Origin of the sequence: Bradyrhizobium sp. AZCC 1678 (assembly GCF_036924765.1) — a bacterium.
GTDB classification, from domain to species: domain Bacteria; phylum Pseudomonadota; class Alphaproteobacteria; order Rhizobiales; family Xanthobacteraceae; genus Bradyrhizobium; species Bradyrhizobium algeriense.
Window position 1 is genome coordinate 6,487,721 of sequence record NZ_JAZHSE010000001.1, and the last position, 16,736, is coordinate 6,504,456.

General features: G+C 55.3%; 13 protein-coding genes. 10 read left to right on the plus strand and 3 right to left on the minus strand.

Annotation, left to right across the window (positions count from 1 at the left end; translation table 11 throughout):
• Positions 1 to 3: 3 nt before the first annotated feature.
• Complete coding sequence (locus V1294_RS31185; RefSeq protein WP_334502593.1) at positions 4 to 1,086, minus strand: hypothetical protein; 1,083 nt, start codon at positions 1,084 to 1,086, stop codon at positions 4 to 6.
• 196 nt (positions 1,087 to 1,282) lie between these two features.
• Between V1294_RS31185 and V1294_RS31190 the strand changes: the two genes are divergently transcribed.
• The 5 genes from V1294_RS31190 to V1294_RS31210 all read left to right on the plus strand — a co-directional run bounded on the left by V1294_RS31190 (position 1,283) and on the right by V1294_RS31210 (position 4,345).
• A complete protein-coding gene (locus tag V1294_RS31190; protein ID WP_334502594.1) occupies positions 1,283 to 1,573 on the plus strand; it encodes a helix-turn-helix domain-containing protein in 291 nt (96 codons plus the stop codon).
• Between the two features lie 132 nt (positions 1,574 to 1,705).
• Positions 1,706 to 1,927, plus strand: a complete 222-nt coding sequence (locus V1294_RS31195) for a hypothetical protein (RefSeq protein ID WP_334502596.1) — start codon at positions 1,706 to 1,708, stop codon at positions 1,925 to 1,927.
• 90 nt (positions 1,928 to 2,017) lie between these two features.
• Positions 2,018 to 2,350: a DUF3489 domain-containing protein gene (locus tag V1294_RS31200; protein WP_334502599.1), complete on the plus strand. Its 333-nt coding sequence runs from the start codon at positions 2,018 to 2,020 to the stop codon at positions 2,348 to 2,350.
• On the plus strand, positions 2,347 to 2,841 hold the full coding sequence (locus V1294_RS31205) for a DUF2924 domain-containing protein (protein ID WP_334502601.1): 495 nt from the start codon (positions 2,347 to 2,349) through the stop codon (positions 2,839 to 2,841). Before V1294_RS31200 ends, V1294_RS31205 begins: the two co-directional genes overlap by 4 nt.
• Positions 2,831 to 4,345, plus strand: a complete 1,515-nt coding sequence (locus tag V1294_RS31210) for a recombinase family protein (RefSeq protein ID WP_334504887.1) — start codon at positions 2,831 to 2,833, stop codon at positions 4,343 to 4,345. The genes V1294_RS31205 and V1294_RS31210 overlap by 11 nt, the downstream gene beginning before the upstream one ends.
• Positions 4,346 to 4,731: 386 nt before the next feature.
• On the opposite strand, the gene V1294_RS31215 is transcribed toward V1294_RS31210, so the two are convergent.
• Together V1294_RS31215 and V1294_RS31220 are read right to left on the minus strand one after the other, a co-directional pair.
• Positions 4,732 to 7,173, minus strand: coding sequence for a DUF4238 domain-containing protein (locus V1294_RS31215; protein ID WP_334502603.1), 2,442 nt, complete (start codon positions 7,171 to 7,173; stop codon positions 4,732 to 4,734).
• Between the two features lie 502 nt (positions 7,174 to 7,675).
• The gene (locus V1294_RS31220; RefSeq protein WP_334502606.1) at positions 7,676 to 9,184 is read right to left on the minus strand and encodes a hypothetical protein; all 1,509 of its coding nucleotides are present in this window, start codon (positions 9,182 to 9,184) and stop codon (positions 7,676 to 7,678) included.
• 568 nt (positions 9,185 to 9,752) lie between these two features.
• Here V1294_RS31220 and V1294_RS31225 point away from each other — a divergent pair.
• The 5 genes from V1294_RS31225 (at position 9,753) to V1294_RS31245 (ending at position 16,635) form a co-directional block, all read left to right on the plus strand.
• Positions 9,753 to 11,462 carry a caspase family protein gene (locus V1294_RS31225; protein ID WP_334502607.1) on the plus strand — a complete coding sequence of 570 codons (1,710 nt, stop codon included), beginning with the start codon at positions 9,753 to 9,755 and terminating at the stop codon, positions 11,460 to 11,462.
• The gene (locus V1294_RS31230; RefSeq protein ID WP_334502608.1) at positions 11,459 to 12,421 is read left to right on the plus strand and encodes a serine protease; all 963 of its coding nucleotides are present in this window, start codon (positions 11,459 to 11,461) and stop codon (positions 12,419 to 12,421) included. Before V1294_RS31225 ends, V1294_RS31230 begins: the two co-directional genes overlap by 4 nt.
• A gap of 418 nt (positions 12,422 to 12,839) precedes the next feature.
• On the plus strand, positions 12,840 to 13,775 hold the full coding sequence (locus V1294_RS31235; protein ID WP_334502609.1) for a hypothetical protein: 936 nt from the start codon (positions 12,840 to 12,842) through the stop codon (positions 13,773 to 13,775).
• 1,281 nt (positions 13,776 to 15,056) lie between these two features.
• Positions 15,057 to 15,347 carry a hypothetical protein gene (locus V1294_RS31240; RefSeq protein WP_334502610.1) on the plus strand — a complete coding sequence of 97 codons (291 nt, stop codon included), beginning with the start codon at positions 15,057 to 15,059 and terminating at the stop codon, positions 15,345 to 15,347.
• A gap of 538 nt (positions 15,348 to 15,885) precedes the next feature.
• A complete protein-coding gene (locus V1294_RS31245) occupies positions 15,886 to 16,635 on the plus strand; it encodes a hypothetical protein (protein ID WP_334502611.1) in 750 nt (249 codons plus the stop codon).
• Positions 16,636 to 16,736: the final 101 nt, after the last annotated feature.

Sequence of the window (16,736 nt, forward strand, 5' to 3'; positions counted from 1 at the left end):
TGGTTAGACCGCGTCATATCGGGGGAATGCCGTCTTGAGCCGCTCGATGGTGGCGCGCCATTTCGGTACCCTCGGTGCGCAGACCGTGTTTCGGTTGCCGAACAGGCCGGGTTCGTTGACGGCATTTTCTAGGGTCACGGTCTGCGCCCATTTCACCGCAACGAAATATTCCCCCTTCTCGCCTTGCCTGGGATTCTTGTAGTTCTCAGCTCCGAGAATGTCGGAGACCGCCTTTTGTGTTCCTTCGACATTGATACGGAATTCATTGGCCGGCGTGGAAACGCCCCTGACCCTGCCGACCCCCACAAAACCGTAGCCGGGAGCTTTCACCCAGATTCGGTCACCGGACTTGAGAAGTTTCAATGTATTTGAATACCAGGCCCCTCCCCCCGCACTGACGAAGCCGTACTTGGCGGCTTCCACCCAGGAGCGGCCCTCCGTGCCAAAAGATACGTAGAACTCACCATTCCAGGCTGCGTGTGGTGATTTGGACTCGGTTGCGCTGGTCGCTAGCTGGGATTCGACGGGGTCTTGCAGCCAGGCGCGGCTGAGGAACTTGTCGCTGCCGTTCTCGAAGATCTCGAAACAAAGCACGTTGATCGCGACCGACCGCTTGCTGAGGTAGGAAACGATCCGCTCCGAACTTGCATCAAGGGATGCTGCAACGATCACGATCTGATGGTGATTCGGAAACTCCTCCGTGTCGATCGCCGTGCCGAACCTTGCTTCAAAATCCCTGGCCAGATCCCCACCATCGCTAAACCGCGAATAGATCCGGAAGACGGCTTCGGCATCGAGTGCTTCGACCCAGGTTGCATAGTCAATGGCTTGAGCCACGACTTCGCGGGGAGAACGACCGCGCTTGATTTCGATGAGGATCAATGAGCTATCCGGCGCAATCCCCAGCAGGTCGATGCGTCCGCCCGATCCGGTGTCTTCTTGCTGACCAATGATCATCCACTCGTCGGAAACGATCTCTGGAGCGGCCACGATCATCTCTTCGAGCAATTTCACCGAAGCAAGAGCGCTGGCACGAAGCCGTTGGGGTGGCTGTGCGATCCGCCAAATTCGCTGTCCTACTGGCATTTAACTTTCCTTGCTGAGGCGATGCGCGGCTGTTTTCCGCCTCGCTTTCGTTTGGCCTTGAGCCGTCCGACAGCATTCGCTCGGTTGCGCGCCTGACATCCAGTGCAAAGCCCCTGAGCCGCCCCAGAAGAGCAGATCAGAGTTAATATTATCCTCTTTTGGGATAATCCGATGATGGGATCAGCCTGCCCCGGCAATGACCCCTTCCCGCGGCATCGGCAAGACCGTTCATTCGGCCGACCAGACGGCTTTTTGCGCGCTGATGATTGCAGCGCGCAAGGCGGCTGGGCTGACGCAACACGCGCTTGCCCGCCGGCTTGGGAGGCCACAGTCATTTGTGGCCAAATATGAGGGCGGCGAGCGGCGGCTGGACGTGGTCGAGTTCGTGGCGGTTGTTCGAGCCATCGGGGGTGATCCGGTCAGGCTGCTGCGGGATTTTGTGGCCGGCAAGTTACCGCCTAAGGGCCGTAAGAGGTCGCCAAGATAGGCAGGGACATTCGTTTTCCCACGATCACATCGTGATCCGCAACGCCGGATCTTCGCCACAAGATTATCCACAATTCCGCTCGACTTCTGCGAGCATTGGAGCGCTACTGACGGCCGTCAAGGAGGTCATTCAATGGATACAACGGCCATCAACGAAACCATAAAGATCTGCTTTGGCGAGATGCATGCCAAGCTGAGCGAGGCGATGCAGCTTGCAAAGGCGGCGGAAGCCTGTGCCCAAGCCGGCAGCCTCGACCAAGGCGTCGAGATTTCCATGGAAATGGACCAGCTGCTTTATGATGCGGGTCGCCTGCACGATGCGATCTGCCTGATGAATCGAATCAAGGAGCACTAGTCGCCTCCCCTCTGGGTTCTCGCCCTGCTTCTCGGCGGGGCTTGTCTCAGTGGCAGCACAAGATGCTGTCGTTGATGACAGGAGAGCCAAATGGCCAAATCCAAATCAAAAATCGCAAAGGGAGCGGCGAAGGCTGCGACCCGAAAGCGCCAATCTCCAGCAGTGAAGTCGCCGAACAAGCAAGGTGCTACGTCACTTACCTCAAAGGGGGTGTCGTCCAAGCAGGACACGGTTCTCGCCCTTCTTCGACGGGCCAAGGGCGCGCCGATTGCCGCCATCGTCAAAGCAACTGGTTGGCAGCCTCACTCGGTCCGGGGCTTCTTCTCCGGCGTCGTGAAGAAGAAGCTCAAGCTGGCACTCACGTCCGAGAGGGTCGGCGATCAGCGGCTCTATCGCATTGCGAAATCCGGAGCGGCGGCATGAAGGAGTCGTGGCCGGCAGGCGCCAAAGCGAATCCCGAAGTCGAGAGCGAGCTGGAGCGCCTGCCGGCCATCCCCATCGTCGAACTGAGGAAGCGATATCGGGAACTGTTCAAGGCCGAACCGCCCAAGGCATTCGGGCCAGACCTTCTGAGGCGCAGCATCGCCCATCGGATCCAGGAAAAGGCCTATGGCAGCCTGCCCCCGGCAACGCGGCGCACGCTGGATCAGCTGATGAAACAGGCAGTAGCCAAGCCCAACGCTAGGCTCGACCTGCCTCGTCGGATCAAGCCCGGCTCCGAACTTGTGCGCACATGGAATCGGCGGGCCTACCGGGTCAGGGTGCTGGAGAAGGGCTTTGCCTATGACGGCAAAACTTTTGCTAGCCTGTCGGAGATCGCTACCCTCATTACCGGCACCAAATGGAACGGCCCCCGGTTCTTCGGCCTAAGATCTAATGGCTCCGCAGATAGAGGCGATGGCCATGCCGGCTGAGTCGGCCAAGTCGCTGCGCTGCGCCATCTATACTCGCAAATCGACCGAGCACGGTCTGGACCAGGAGTTCAATTCTCTTGACGCTCAGCGGGAGGCCTGCGAGGCCTATATCAAGAGCCAGGCTTCGCAAGGCTGGAAGCTGCTGCCACAGCACTATGACGACCCGGCCTATTCCGGCGGCAACCTGGAGCGACCCGCCCTAAAGCGGCTCCTTCGCGAAATCCAGCTCGGCAGGATCGACGTGGTCGTCGTCTACAAGATCGACCGCCTGACCCGATCGCTGGCTGACTTTGCTAAACTGGTCGAGACGTTCGATGCCCGCTCCATATCGTTTGTGGCAGTCACCCAGCAGTTCAATACGACCACGTCGATGGGGCGGCTAACCCTGAACGTCCTCTTGTCCTTTGCACAATTCGAACGCGAGCTTGCTTCCGAACGGGTCAGGGACAAGGTGGCGGCTTCCCGTAAGAAGGGCAAATGGACCGGCGGCACCGTTCCGCTTGGTTACGAAGCCAAGGACAAAAAGCTCGTCGTCAACAAGGCCGAGGCACAAACCGTCCGCACCATCTTCGAGCTGTATCTCGAACTGCGATCATTCGGCAAACTGGTCGCCGAACTTGACCGCAGACGTATTGTTACCAAGCGACGTGACACCAAGGTCGCCAAATATCGGGGCGGCATTCCCTTCACTTATGGTCCCCTCGCCTATTTCCTGAAAAATCGCATCTACCTCGGCGAGATTCATCACGGTGGCAAATGGTTCAAGGGGGAGCACGCCGCTATCCTCGACCGTCAGACCTTTGACCGGGTGCAGCTGTTGCTCAAGGAGAATAACGCCAGGCGCGGCACGAAATTCTCGGAGAGCGGCGCCCTGCTCAAAGGCAAGCTGTTTGACGACAAAGGTAACCGGATGGGCCCAAGCTTTTCCGGCAAGAATGGCGTGCGATATCGATTCTACGTCAGCACCGCATTGCGCGGACGAAAACACAAGGCTGGCTCAGTCACCCGGATCTCGGCACCGGAAATCGAAGATCTCGTCGAGGCGGAGGTTCGAAGTAAACTGAACGCTGACGAGGTTGCGCTTGAAGAACTTTTTGGACAGATACAGTGCGTGACGGTACTGGCGGGCAAGATCCAGATCACGTTGCGAGATGCGAGCGACAACAAGCGCCCGATTGAAATCCCATGGGCTTCAAAGCCCAAAGATGAAGCGCAAATTCAATTTGCACCAGCCGAAACAAGAACCGATCCGAAGCTGATAAGAGCGATTGTCAGGGCTCAGGCGTGGCTTGACCAGCTTTCCGAAGGTCACCATACGTCCATCGAAGATCTGGCGGCTGCTGCGGATTATAATCCAAAAGTTATTCGGCAAGGCCTCAGACTCGCATTTCTCGCTCCCCAAATTGCGGCACGCGCCCTGCATGACGATACGCCTATCCGGCTTAAACAGATCCCCAAGCTCCTACCCCTATCATGGCGTGAGCAGCTCCAGTCGATCGGCTGATTTCGTCCATCGAATGTTATGGAACAGAAATTCTGAGCACTGACAAGTTCACGAAGCCGTTGTTTGGCAGCTTCACCTTCTGCCGCTCTGCTTCACACCTGTCGGGAAACATGGGAGACCATCCGCCGATTTGATGACACGAAAGTCCGCCCGATTCACGATAGGCGAAATCATGAACAAAACGCCAACCCGCTGCCACATCACGAGCCGCAGCCCATTCGACTGATACGCTTTCGTATGAAAGCTTATCAGTCGCGAACTGACTCCATTTGTGTAATTTCCTTATCAGTGACAAGCCAAGGCGCTCGGCCGGACACCAGACAATGCTGAGAATTGTTGGTAACGGGTACTACCGCGGCCCTGTATTTCAGGGAGGCGAGGAACGATCAGTCAGTCCGGGAGGCGAGCTTGTCACTCGGCGAATTGATGTAGAAGGCCATCGGCACGTTCGGCAGATGGTGCTCCGAACTTGACATCAACAACAGCCGATTGACCGTATTGTCCTGGATCCCTCCCTCGGGAAACATGCTAAGGACTTGCGCTTTCTTCACATCGGCCTGCATGTTTTCCAGCACAGCCTGCGCAGCCGCATGGGTACGGGCGAAGCGGCCGGCAAGGCCTTGCTCAACGTTCGGTTTCGGCCCCCGCTCCCCTAGTCTGGTCAGGTATTTGAAGGCGTCGCGCATCACCGGCTGATAACCGGCAAACGCCTTATCCGACGCGGTTTTGAAAATATCGGGGAGATGTTGCGGAAACGCGAACGTCGACGCGCCAATATTCTGCGCAAGCTCGGGCAGCGCCATCTCGCGCGGGCGCGCCGGTCGGCGCACGGCGAAACGCATTTCCTGCCAGCGCGCAGGGCTGTCGGTAATGATACTGGCGCCGGTCGCTTGCGCCAGATACATCGCCATCTCGAAGTTGGGCTGCAGCCTCATCGCGTTAAGCCTTCCATTGTCCTTTCCACTCTCGTTTGGTTCCTGGTGCAAAACGGCCAACCGGTCATACTGCTGCACGTCCAGCATCTGCTGCAGCTTGAAATCGAGCGCTTCTTCGGTTTGACTGGGATACATCCTGCTCAGCTGTGCCCGCAAAAGAGCGGGTGACATTGACATAATGCTACGGCCGGTGTCCGCTTTCATAAGCGCCATCGTGCGCTCGTCCTGGAAGAAACGAGGATCAATGTTGTCATGACGCGCGTGGGCCATGGCCATCATCTGATTGCGCAAATGACTGTCGAAGTCGCAAGGGTCGGGGATCAATTGCACCAGGCCACGGTCGACGAGCGGAATGACCGTCAGGAAGAAGATGATCGCCTTCAGCACCTCCAGCCGATACGAGCTCGGATTTTGCACTGGGCTGTATTTGGGATTGATGATACGCGGGTTGGTGAACGGATGCTGGATAATCAATTCACCAAAATAAAGCGATGCGCCGAGCGCGTAGTCCGTGATGGCATCGGGATGAATGCGGCCGGTATAGATCGCGCGCGGCCTGCCGTCCGGCTTCGGCAGCAATTGTAGGAGATCGGTATCCTCCGGCCATAGATCCCCGTACAAGAGATAGATCAGCTTGATCTTCTCATCCGTCAGTTCGCGGCGGACCGTCGTCCAGTCCTTGTCCTCGGCAAGCCCAAGCACATTCTCCAGCGCGTTGAAGAACATCATGTTGCGGTCGCGGATGCTGCGCTCGGTCCAGCTGGGCCGCAGTTCGGGCGGCTTTCCCGCGCAACAGTCCGCAAAGTTGCGCCCGTAGCCGCAGCCGCATGGGTCTTTGGGGCGCAGTGGCCTCACCGGCGGCGGCTTCTTCAAGATCTCGTGCTGTTTTTCCGTCCGGCCGAAGGCGTCTTGATAGTAAACCGTGCCGTCGTTGAACTTTGCGAACATCTCACCGCCATAGCGATACAATTCGTTTTTCGGCGGCAACAAGACATACCGAAGGTCACCCCACGCCTCGGTCTGGTCCGGATGAAGCCATTCCTTGCGACCGGCGGCGATATAGCGGCGCGCCCGCGCGCGAATGATCCGGTTGACACGCACAACGTCAGGAGCCGCGAGCTTGCGCTCGCGGATAAAGGCGTGGGTCTGAACCATCGAATTGCGGTAGTTGCGCGCGAAGGTGCGCTTTTCAAGCGGGCCCGCCGTAGGGTCCTGCGCATATTCGAGATTTGTGAAAATCATGCAGAAATCTCGCGACAGCGGAAAGAGTGTCTGGGACGCCTTTAGCGTAATCGATGGGTCGAGCGGATACGCGCAGGGCCCGACTTCCGGTGGCACCGCGTGATTGAAGATCGTCACGGGATGGTCGCTGATGATGAACTTGGTCTCAGAGTCCTCGGCGGAGACGATTTCGCGCACGCCCTCGGCCCAGATCGTGCAATGCATCGCTCGGATGCCTTGCATCTCGAGCATCAGCTCATTTTGCGTCAGGGCCGGGTATTGCGCCCTTAGCCAGTCGAGTCCTTTCGGCGTGCGGATTTTCTGGACATCGACATACCGAAAAAAGGCTTCGAATTGACGATGCCACTCGCTCATGTCCGCTTGCATGAACGCTCGGACAGCCTGGGCACCCTTGGCATCCATATCGCCGAACAGGTTGCGCTCGATCTCGTCATTGACCAACGTTCCAAAGAAAGTTGAATAAAGGTCGCGCTGCTGAAAACACCGGGTCGTTGGCCAATGGACAAGCGAGTTATGGGGCTTAGTACGGCCATCAGGAAGCAGGATCTGTGTCGGCGTCAGGTCCAAATAAGCGAGCGTGTTGCGGCCCGGCTCAAAGAAGCCCTCCTGATACCATCGTGGTACGTAATGGTTGTTCCTCGTTGCTGACATGCGGGTTATCGAGCGGCCACGGGGGCACTGCCATAGCATGAGTTCCGGCCTGCGTGCATCGGTTTCGGATGGCTAGTCGCGGGAAGATCTTATCCCGCTGGCCCATGTCATGTCCGCAATCGCTTTGCAAGCCAATGGCGCGGCGGAAGATGAGGTCGCGCCGAACCAGCGAGAGTGGGGTTAGACGCCGATCAGGTCGCAGGCTGTAAGCCTTTGCTCGAAACCTTATCAATCGACAACTGAATCCATTCCAATTCAAATCGACTTTCGGTACTACCGATCGAATAAGCATGCTGCGCGCGCACCTCCCCTCACATCCAATTGGGCGTGGGCGCATTGGGATCGAGCAGCTTTTCGCGCTTCAGCCAGTTAGCCTCCATAAGGACTTGCACCTGAACCGGAAGCCGGTGGTGAATCCTGGAACATGCCCGGTTGGAAGCATGGCAGTGGGAAAAAGTCGGGCGACCAGCGTGTCTCGCCATTAGACGTGCGGTTTGTCAGATTAGGGACTTGCGTCAGCCATCGCCGGATTCGGCGGGATCTGGCAAAGGTCTAAGAATTTCTTGATTTCAGCATCGTCCTTTAGCGAACCAGGACTGCTCGGAGGCATGGTCTTCTCAACAGCCTGCCGCAGGATAACCCCACAATACTCAGCGGTCGACGAAGACAGCTGCGGGAAACGGCCCGCCGGCCCGTCCTTCTCGTGACAGCTGCTACACGCCGAAGGAACGCGGTTTGAGGTCTCGGATTCAGCATTCTGCGGCCAGGCCGGCGGTACAAATGGATCGTAACGGTTCGCCGCAAAAGTAGGAAAATTGAAGGGAGGTCTGTTGAGCTTACCCATCAACACGCCCGCACCCAAGTCTGCTTTGGGGTGGATGATGAATGGGTTTTCGCCGGCGTGACACGTGGTGCAAACACCGCCAGTGCCATTATTAAGGTCAAATCCGCCGCCTTGGTAACGTCCTTTCGGATCAATCTTTAGGTCTGGCACGCCGATCGGAATCTGCTCACCTGCTGCGAATTCGAAACCAACTCCCCCTGTGACGCCCGTTCCATCGGTGACGGGCATCTGATTGTCCCAGATACAAACCTTAGATGTCGTCTGTCCTAAGCAAATAACGCCATCGAGGGCGACCGTTTGCTTGCTATCGTCTGCGTAACGCGGCAAGGCGAAGCACATTCCCGCCGGACTGGCGTAGACGCGCAGTTCGGCAGGCGTACCAACAATAAACTGAGTTTCCTTGGGGATGAAGCCTAGGCTTTTCCAGCCGTCGGTGCCCGCCGCATCCATCTTTCCGACCGGTGGGGGAATGGGTACCCCGTTGCTTCGACACTCATCGATGTACTGCTGCCCGCTCTTTTGTGTACTCACGAGCGGCTGACCAAGGCGTGGCAGCGAGAACGGTGCATTCAAGGACATTTGCTTCTGGAGCAAATCGCGGACCTGTACATCCGGCACGAACCTCCGAGTCGGCGTTCGCACGTCAGTGCCCTCCGGTACTTCGGTCTTAAGCGACTGGTCTAAAGCGTTCAGGAAACTCCCGATACGTCCCGCGGCGGGGTCCTTAGAATAGGGCACCAGAGATACAAGGAATCTGTTCGTAAGTAGGAGCTGGTTTTGACGCGATGAGGCCGGCACTTGCGTCAGCGCTTTTTCGCTTTCCGCGATGCTAGCCGCTCTCTCAGCCGGCATGGATGACGCAAGCTTCTTTCGATAGAATTCTTGTGCATTCGCAATGAAATCTTGAGTGACCTTGATCTGTCGACCTTGGTGGTCGAAAAACGCCCCGTGCCCGATGTACGCGATTGGCTCATCTGGCTCCGCCGCCAATACGTCAAACACATTCAAAAAAAACAGGCAGCTTAAAAACAAAGGTCGCAAATTTCTGCATTTAGCAGTCATCAAAACCTCCCTAAAAAGGGCCACCCTGATCATGTCTACTAATCTGTAGTTGTCAACCGCCACTTTGGCCCGCTGGGGCGTTCCAGGAAGCATCTTCGCCAGCATGCCCCTTCCCGCGCGCCAACACTTGAATGGATTGGATGCGGGCCAGCTCTCTTTGATCCGGCGATGTTTGCGCCTGCTCTGACAGTTTAGAAACGGTAGCCCTCCTAGGTGCTGGAAGGCAGCCGAAGGTCCGCTTAGAGGCACGGAGTTGCCGTACCGACAAGACATAACTTCAGCGCACTGAGAGTGGATCAGCACTCAGGCATCGCGAGCGAAGTTGTAAGGAGCACGATAACTCAATGGGGCAGCGGTCCCGGTTGGTCCATTATTGCTACCGTACGCCAAAGCGGTTGATCGAAGGGGCACCTGATGGACGCAATCTTTTGACGGGTATTGCTGGCGGAATAGCTGTCACGACCTGTTCGGCTTGCCGCACAATTTCAAACGATTGCAACTTTAAGTAAATTCGCGTAAGCTAAGGGTGAAATCGGGCAAGAGACGACGGCGTGGAAGATGGCCGTACCTAGTTCGAAGCGCCTGCGCATCGGGTCGACGACGCTCGGTTGTTTTACCGCCTAGGCTGCCGCTGTTACGATTCATATTAACGATAGCGACTAAGGCATTTGAAATGAGATATTTCGCGAGAAGCGCGCTCTCGGTCGCATTCGCGTGCCTTTGCACTTTGAGCAGTGCGGAAGACCTCATCCCGAACTACGTTTTCGAACAACCCGTACCGCGGAAGGCTTACGTTCTAGCGATCTCGGACTATGAGCACGAGGACAAGTTGCCGAGCTCCGTGAAGGACGAGGCCACCGTGAAGGCAAAGCTGGAATCATTGAAATTCGCCGTCACGCTGGCCAGCAGCGAAGCAAAAAGGAACGCTGAGGTCTTGCGATCAGATCTCAAGTTCTTCTTCAGTTCAATCAAGCGAGGAGAAATAGTCCTAGTGTACTACTCTGGCCACGGATTTTGGTTTAGAGGCAGAAATTTTATCGTTCCGTCGACAGTCGACAACGCTAATCCGCCTAAGCAGCCTGGCAGTGGCGATCCGGTTGATCCCGAAGACTTGAATGTGTCCATATCGGAGATCGTTAGTCTGATCGACCACGTGGGAGCCGGCCAGGCGACCGTCGTGATTGATGCTTGCCGAGATGCGCCCAAGTTTCCGATGTCAAAGGCGGACGCTCTCCAAAAAAAAGTTGATTTGTTGCAAGGAGCTTCATCACTGCTCTTCTTTGCCGCTCAAGAAGGTTACTCATCTGAAGGCAGTACCGATCCAGACCAGAATAGCAAGTATACCGGCTACTGGCTTAAATACGTCGATCAACCCGGCAAGCCAATCATCGATGCACACCGACAGGCGACGATAGCTGTTCAGATGGCCACTCAAGGCCACCAAACTCCTGAGCTAGGTGGTGTTTACAGCGGCGCGCTGTATCCCGCTCCGTCACAGGAGGTCTTGGATGAAGAGAAGGCCAGCTGGATAGCCATCTTGACCGCCGGTACGGAAGGAGATGCGAATTTTTATGTGCGACTTCTTCCTGGATCCCGCTTTGTCGCCGCGGCTCGGAAATGGTTAGCAGATCGACAAAGCCAGCCAAGAAGAACGACAACAAGCCGAGTAAATCCGCTCGCAGTGGAGAATGCTGGCCAGTTTTCAACTGTCCTTAGTACGCGCACTTTCCCGACCGACGCAAACAAATTGGGCGAGACTCTCTCTACGGTGGTCCCTGGGCTGAGCGGAAATTTGGAGTTTTCCGGAACGCAGCGGTCTGATGGAGAGAACGCGACCCCTAAATCGAAACCATACATCACAGCAAGAGCGACAATAGATACGTTTGATCGGCCTAGTCTGACGGGCGCGAAACTAAGAACGCTAAACAAAGGCGACAGCTTCATAGCAAGCAATTTCCTAAGGATTGATAAAAAAAACTGGATCGAAGGTTCGTTTCAGGACGGCAAAACAATTTACGTGCCAGACGCGGCAATCCCGGATTTGCGTAACCTTGCCACAGCGAAGCTGCGCGTCTCCGACGTTACGTTCGGGAGCAGTGACATCCTGTCACCTCCGAACTTTTCTTCACTTGCAATGACAGTAGAAGAAATTGGCGCCAAAAATGTCGTAGGTGTAAGCGTCCGCATTCGCCCACCGACTAATGTCGATAAAGCATATGGCGCACAGTCTTCGCAACTTCGTCTCACTCGTATTCGTTCCGAACTGTTGAGGCTTGGTATTTCGAACGCCCTCATCGGGGGGATTATTGAGCAGAGCGAAGGCACAACTGTCGCCAATACCGCTCGCATTACGATAGCTGTAAATCAGGAGGCTAAACGATGAAGCCGGATATGATTTCCCTCCGCGGACGCGCTTCGATCGCATGCGCGCTTGGCGCACTTGCTCTCGTGTGCGGCACTATGCTGCTGACGCCTGCCTACAGCGACGAACTAGCTGCGGATCAGCTCCAAGGTTCGGCACCTTACATCGAGACTGCCCGACGCTATTTGCAGAGTGCCGAGCAAAAGATCATTGGCGGCCATCCGGTTTTACCTGGCACACATAAATGGCAGAGTTCGCTGCAGATTTCATGGGTTCCGAGCGGCGTTGACGCTCACTTCTGCGGTGGATCTCTGATAGCGCCTGATTGGATCCTGACGGCCGGCCATTGCATGGAGGACTTAAAGTCGACCGATGTGAGAGCTGTTGTGGGGACTTCCGACCTTGGAAAGAGCGCGCAAGCTCGCAGCGTCAGGCGCATCATCGTACACGCGAAGTACGCTACGGATAAGTCCAACCTTGTAGCCGGCCCTCATCCAGTGAACGATGTGGCGCTAGTTCAGGTCTTCAAACCCTTCGAAATGAATGCGCAGTTGCAACAGATATCGCTGATCGATACCGCGTTGGAGGCCACCATTGCTCAACCCAACCAAGAGATGACTGCATCGGGATTTGGCGCGACAAAGGTGGGCGGGAAGCCCGTTGCCGGCCTACTTTCGGTAGACGTGCCATTCGTGAGTCGCGAGACCTGCAACCGCCCGCAAAGCTACGATCACGCCATCACTGACGGGATGATTTGTGCCGGCGAAGTCAACAAAGATTCTTGTCAAGGAGATAGCGGTGGCCCCCTCACCTATCATCCTTTGAAAGACGATGTTGTTCAGATAGGCATCGTTGGATGGGGAGACAAATGCGGCGTCCAAAATAAATACGGTGTCTATACGCGGGTGAGCGCATACCGAGATTGGATCGCGGCCTGCATGTCTAGCCCTAATGACCTCGCTAAGTGTCCGCGGAAATAAATCAGCGGCGCAGGAGACAGACGGACATCGACATAGAGGACCGCGATCTCCATTGTCCTAGAAGGCGGATGGTGACGGCTGCGCCGAAACGATCGAGTCGCATGCCGACCTATCTATTGCTGTAGCCTTACGGTGGCCGATCAAGTTGACATTTTCTGTTGGCGATTTCGCTTCATAGCGTCCGTCGAAAAGGTCGATCTACAGGAGCTTCTGTTGGATGGAACGTCAGAGCCTTGATAGCATCGTCGTGTTTCAGAGACTCAAATTCGGAATAGGCCCTTACTAGAGTGTCCATGACTCGCGCTACCCGCGGGGTGACATTCTATACGTTTTTGAAGACGCTGGCTCCAATCGAGAAGTCGCTTGCAGGCTACCAATAGTTGTGGGAACCTAGCTGCGTACGTTGGGGGCAACGATTATGTTTCGGCGATTTGTAGCCGCAGCCTATTGCTGCGCCAGCATTGCAGGCTGTGCGACTTTGCCAACTGAGCGAGCTGATGGTGTTTCGTTAGCCCTCGTCGAAACTCGCGTAAAATGTGAAATTGGGAAGGCTTACAAGGAGCTTGGCAGTCGAGTAGATTCATCTGGTAAGCACATCTTTCCAGACCTCAGCAGATGGGCTGCAGCCGTCACATTGTCGATGTTAGTGGATACCACTGGAGGGATAGCGCCCTCGGGTTCGGCCCTTGGCCCGTTCGGTAGTCTTGGCCCGCTAGAGATAACTGCCGGCGCAAGTCTGAACGCCAAACGCACCGCTCTCTCCAATGTCTACACAGCGTTCGCAGAAGCTGCGCTTCACGACTGCAAGAATGTCCCTGTCGGCATCCTGCTTGAGGGAAATCTTGGCCTTGCCGAATGGATTGTTCGAGTCTTCGAAGATCAACTCAAGGTTCAACTGGCAGCTGAAGAAAATTCAAAATTTGGTCAAGTGTTGCCATTCATAGGCAAAGATAAGTCAATCGGCTATACGCTTGATTTCCTCACAACCCTGGGTGCTGGTGTAACACCAAACTGGGCCTTTAGCGGCGGCTCAGCAAAGGCCGGCTTCGCATATGAAGCAAAGCTGACCAACTCTCTCGACATCGCCATGGTTGAAATGGGTCCTGGAGACTTTGAAAAGATATTTCAGACGTTCCATATCAAGGCCGTTACCCGACGAAAGCTGGTTGATGAACAAGATCCAGACAACCCGAACAGAACAATCCGCACCGTCAAGACGATCACCGTGCGTCCCGCCCGTACGGAACAGCGCTATGTGGGAAGAACGGGGATTGGGAGCGACACGAAAGCGAAGCTAAACGTCGTACTGCAGCAATTGAACAACAAGTTACTCATTCAAAGTCTTAGGAGGTAGCCCCCTTCATCCAGCACCAACCCATTACGCAGCACCTGCCGCCGTGGTAGCCGTGCAATAAAATGATGGCACATCTGCAGAACGTACCGAAGGTAAGAATCTGGTCGACCCCGGCGGCAACGGTCGCGCGTGTCGACGCGATCGCGCAGCTCAACATCTTCTCCGAGTTCGACCTCGACCAAAAAACAAGTCGCTCCCTAGGATTGCGATAGCCTGTGCGCGGAAGATCAGATACATCAGAGTGCAGCTCTGGGGGACACGGTCTTGACGGTCGCTTGACAAAATACGTAAGCGCTACGCCATTCAAGGGACGTTTGCTTCCGGACCCGCAAACCATTTATCGGCCGCGATCCCCGATCGAGCACGCACAATTCGAAGCTTGGCTCAAGCGTTCATTGAAGAATTGAGCTAATAGTGCGAACCAGATCAGACGAATCTGAGATGACCGTTAGAGCGGACTGATAAGCTTTGCGACCAAACCTTATCAGTCAGCGAACTGACTCCATTTGTGTGATTTCCTTATAAGTCGTCTGGGGCTTTCTTCGTGGGACTTGGTCACTGTACCGCATGGAACCCAGTAGAAAGTCAATCGTAGGCCTCGACCCTCATCGCGAACTGCAGAGCCTCAGCTAGAGCGAACCCTTGCCGGTTGGAAACGTCGTGATTGAAGCGAAGGATGCTTTTCATTGTATCTTGGCGCTGTAGGCCACGGCGTATGAGCGCATTTCCAACGACTTGCCCCGGATTGAACCGCTATACCTTGCATTCGACCGTCTTGAGCTTGTGAGCTTGGGCCTATATTGATACTGGAAGCCAAGCGCGCGCTGATGCGGCCGGTCGGCCACATCCATATCGGATACGAGATTGCCTGTTTAGGGCCTGACAAAATTCAGGATTCTCACTCTTCCATCGGTTGATGGTGCGCTCATCCTTTTCGAAAGAAGTCGGCGATTTTGCATCCGCCGCACCAAGGCGACAGAGCTTCGCGGCCCAATCTGCATACGCAGGGCAGTAGTTAGACGGGCGGCCTGCGTTTGCCACGTCTCATTATACGCACAGCAGTAGGAATCTTGGCAAGCTTGCTTCTCGTAAGGGAATGCAACCTTCAAAGCGTCGCGGAGCAGCTCCTCGGATCCGTTTTGGCAGATTGGCTTGTCCCTTAGGTACTTGCAAAAGACATCGCCCACTTGCGACAGGCGGAACCTGAGCTGTTTACACTTCCATTAGAGCGTACTTTCGTTAAATATCAGACGATTCATTTAAGACATTTGGGAGCCGCCCATGCGCAAGTTCGCTTTGATCACATCATTGCTGGCTATCGCCGCTCTGCCCGCAACTGCCGCTTATTCGCAGGATGCGGTCCTCAAACTTATCAAAATCGCTACCAAGAACGGTAAGCCCGTGTTCAACATCGTCGTTGGCGGAACCGTGCTCGGAACTTGCTACGAGACCGATTGTGCCAGCGAGGTGCGGAAATTAGCAGAGCAGCTAGTACCGACGGAGGCTGACCTCAATCACTCGGAGGATGATGAGGCCGCCGAGAAGCCAAAAGGGAAAGAGGGCCGGCACTGAAAGTCCAGGCAAGGGGGGCGAACTGAAATTAGTTGCACTACATAAAAAGACGCCCCGGGATGTGGGCGCTTATGCACTGATTTGGCGTTCGATCCTTTTGTAACTCTATTCTTGAGAGGACGGGCAGTCCGCACTTCCAGACATGACCACTTGCCAGGCCACCAAGACCAATCGATCCCTTCAACAAAAAGATTTAGAAGGTTGAGCTGCAGCCAGCGATTTCAGATAGAGAAGCTTCGCGCGCTTAATACCTGTGCTGCGATTTAGTCCGCTTCTTTCGCGATCGTCGCATATGAGTGATAAGCATCAGAGCCATCGCCCGCTATGCGGAGGCTGATGGTATAGCAGAGGAGCTTTCTGGTCGGCTCTATTGGCACGTCACATACCGCTTGTTGCCAGGAAAAGAATGCATTTAAATCTCCATGCTTTCAGCGTCGTCACGCTCTAGCCCTCACCGCTAAGCCTGCGGCGAGAAGTCGTTTACAGCAAGAGGCAATCACATAATATCTCTATCGGGACGCGCTGGGGCCTTTCATACATGTCAGACATTCTTTCTCACGTCGCAGATTCTATCGAATCACACGAGCAGATCTTCGCAAGGCTAATCTCCGTCTCCATCCTTGCCTTTGCTCTCTATCTATCGCTCAGGCAGCTTAAAGATGCGCACTCGCGCGAAATTTACGCAATCTGGTACGTCTTCTCCTTGTTCTTCGTGATATTTTCGGGCTTGGCGTACATTGCAACAATAAAGCAAATCAAGGTAATTGCGGTTTGCGGCGAATACGCCAGCACATGCAGGGCTATGATCGGTTGGCTTGTGAACGTAAACGACGAGCTGATCCTGGTTGGCTCCCTTTTCGCTATCGGCATCATTCCGCAGCTGTTGACCTACTTCCTCAGTGGGTTGACAGGGTCAGCGTCGCCACCGAAGTTCGTATGGCATATCGAGCAAATCGCAGTGTGGAGCCTAATCAAGTTTCTTGCGGGCTTTAGTGGCGTTACAATGGGAATTACTTTTGGAGAGTTCGCTGCAGGTAAACCTTCGGACTTCGGTGTCTACCTGGGTGGGGCAATGTTCGTTTTTGGCGCATTCTATCTTGCGGCAGCAGAAACTTGGCTAAGGGAAGGTTTGCCGGCGCTATGGCGTAGATACGAAGCGCATCTATGGCCGCTCGCAGCAATTCATAGGTTCTTCACACGTAACGCCCGCAAGGACTCTCCCGAACGCTTTTCGCTTTACGTCGAACCCGCCACAGCGCAAGATTCTCCGCGCACCGAAAATCTCTAAACCTTTTCGCAGAGGCAGTTATGCAGTTCGACAGTCGCCTCTGCCCGTGTAGGACTGACGTAATTCTCGAATTTAATCCAGTTCGGCACCGATAACGTTTT

Coding starts and splice junctions, on each gene's coding strand:
- V1294_RS31185 (WP_334502593.1), bottom strand. CDS start 1,086: ATGCCAGTAGGACAGCGAATTTGGCGGATCGCACAGCCACCCCAACGG.
- V1294_RS31190 (WP_334502594.1), top strand. CDS start 1,283: ATGACCCCTTCCCGCGGCATCGGCAAGACCGTTCATTCGGCCGACCAG.
- V1294_RS31195 (WP_334502596.1), top strand. CDS start 1,706: ATGGATACAACGGCCATCAACGAAACCATAAAGATCTGCTTTGGCGAG.
- V1294_RS31200 (WP_334502599.1), top strand. CDS start 2,018: ATGGCCAAATCCAAATCAAAAATCGCAAAGGGAGCGGCGAAGGCTGCG.
- V1294_RS31205 (WP_334502601.1), top strand. CDS start 2,347: ATGAAGGAGTCGTGGCCGGCAGGCGCCAAAGCGAATCCCGAAGTCGAG.
- V1294_RS31210 (WP_334504887.1), top strand. CDS start 2,831: ATGCCGGCTGAGTCGGCCAAGTCGCTGCGCTGCGCCATCTATACTCGC.
- V1294_RS31215 (WP_334502603.1), bottom strand. CDS start 7,173: ATGTCAGCAACGAGGAACAACCATTACGTACCACGATGGTATCAGGAG.
- V1294_RS31220 (WP_334502606.1), bottom strand. CDS start 9,184: ATGCTGGCGAAGATGCTTCCTGGAACGCCCCAGCGGGCCAAAGTGGCG.
- V1294_RS31225 (WP_334502607.1), top strand. CDS start 9,753: ATGAGATATTTCGCGAGAAGCGCGCTCTCGGTCGCATTCGCGTGCCTT.
- V1294_RS31230 (WP_334502608.1), top strand. CDS start 11,459: ATGAAGCCGGATATGATTTCCCTCCGCGGACGCGCTTCGATCGCATGC.
- V1294_RS31235 (WP_334502609.1), top strand. CDS start 12,840: ATGTTTCGGCGATTTGTAGCCGCAGCCTATTGCTGCGCCAGCATTGCA.
- V1294_RS31240 (WP_334502610.1), top strand. CDS start 15,057: ATGCGCAAGTTCGCTTTGATCACATCATTGCTGGCTATCGCCGCTCTG.
- V1294_RS31245 (WP_334502611.1), top strand. CDS start 15,886: ATGTCAGACATTCTTTCTCACGTCGCAGATTCTATCGAATCACACGAG.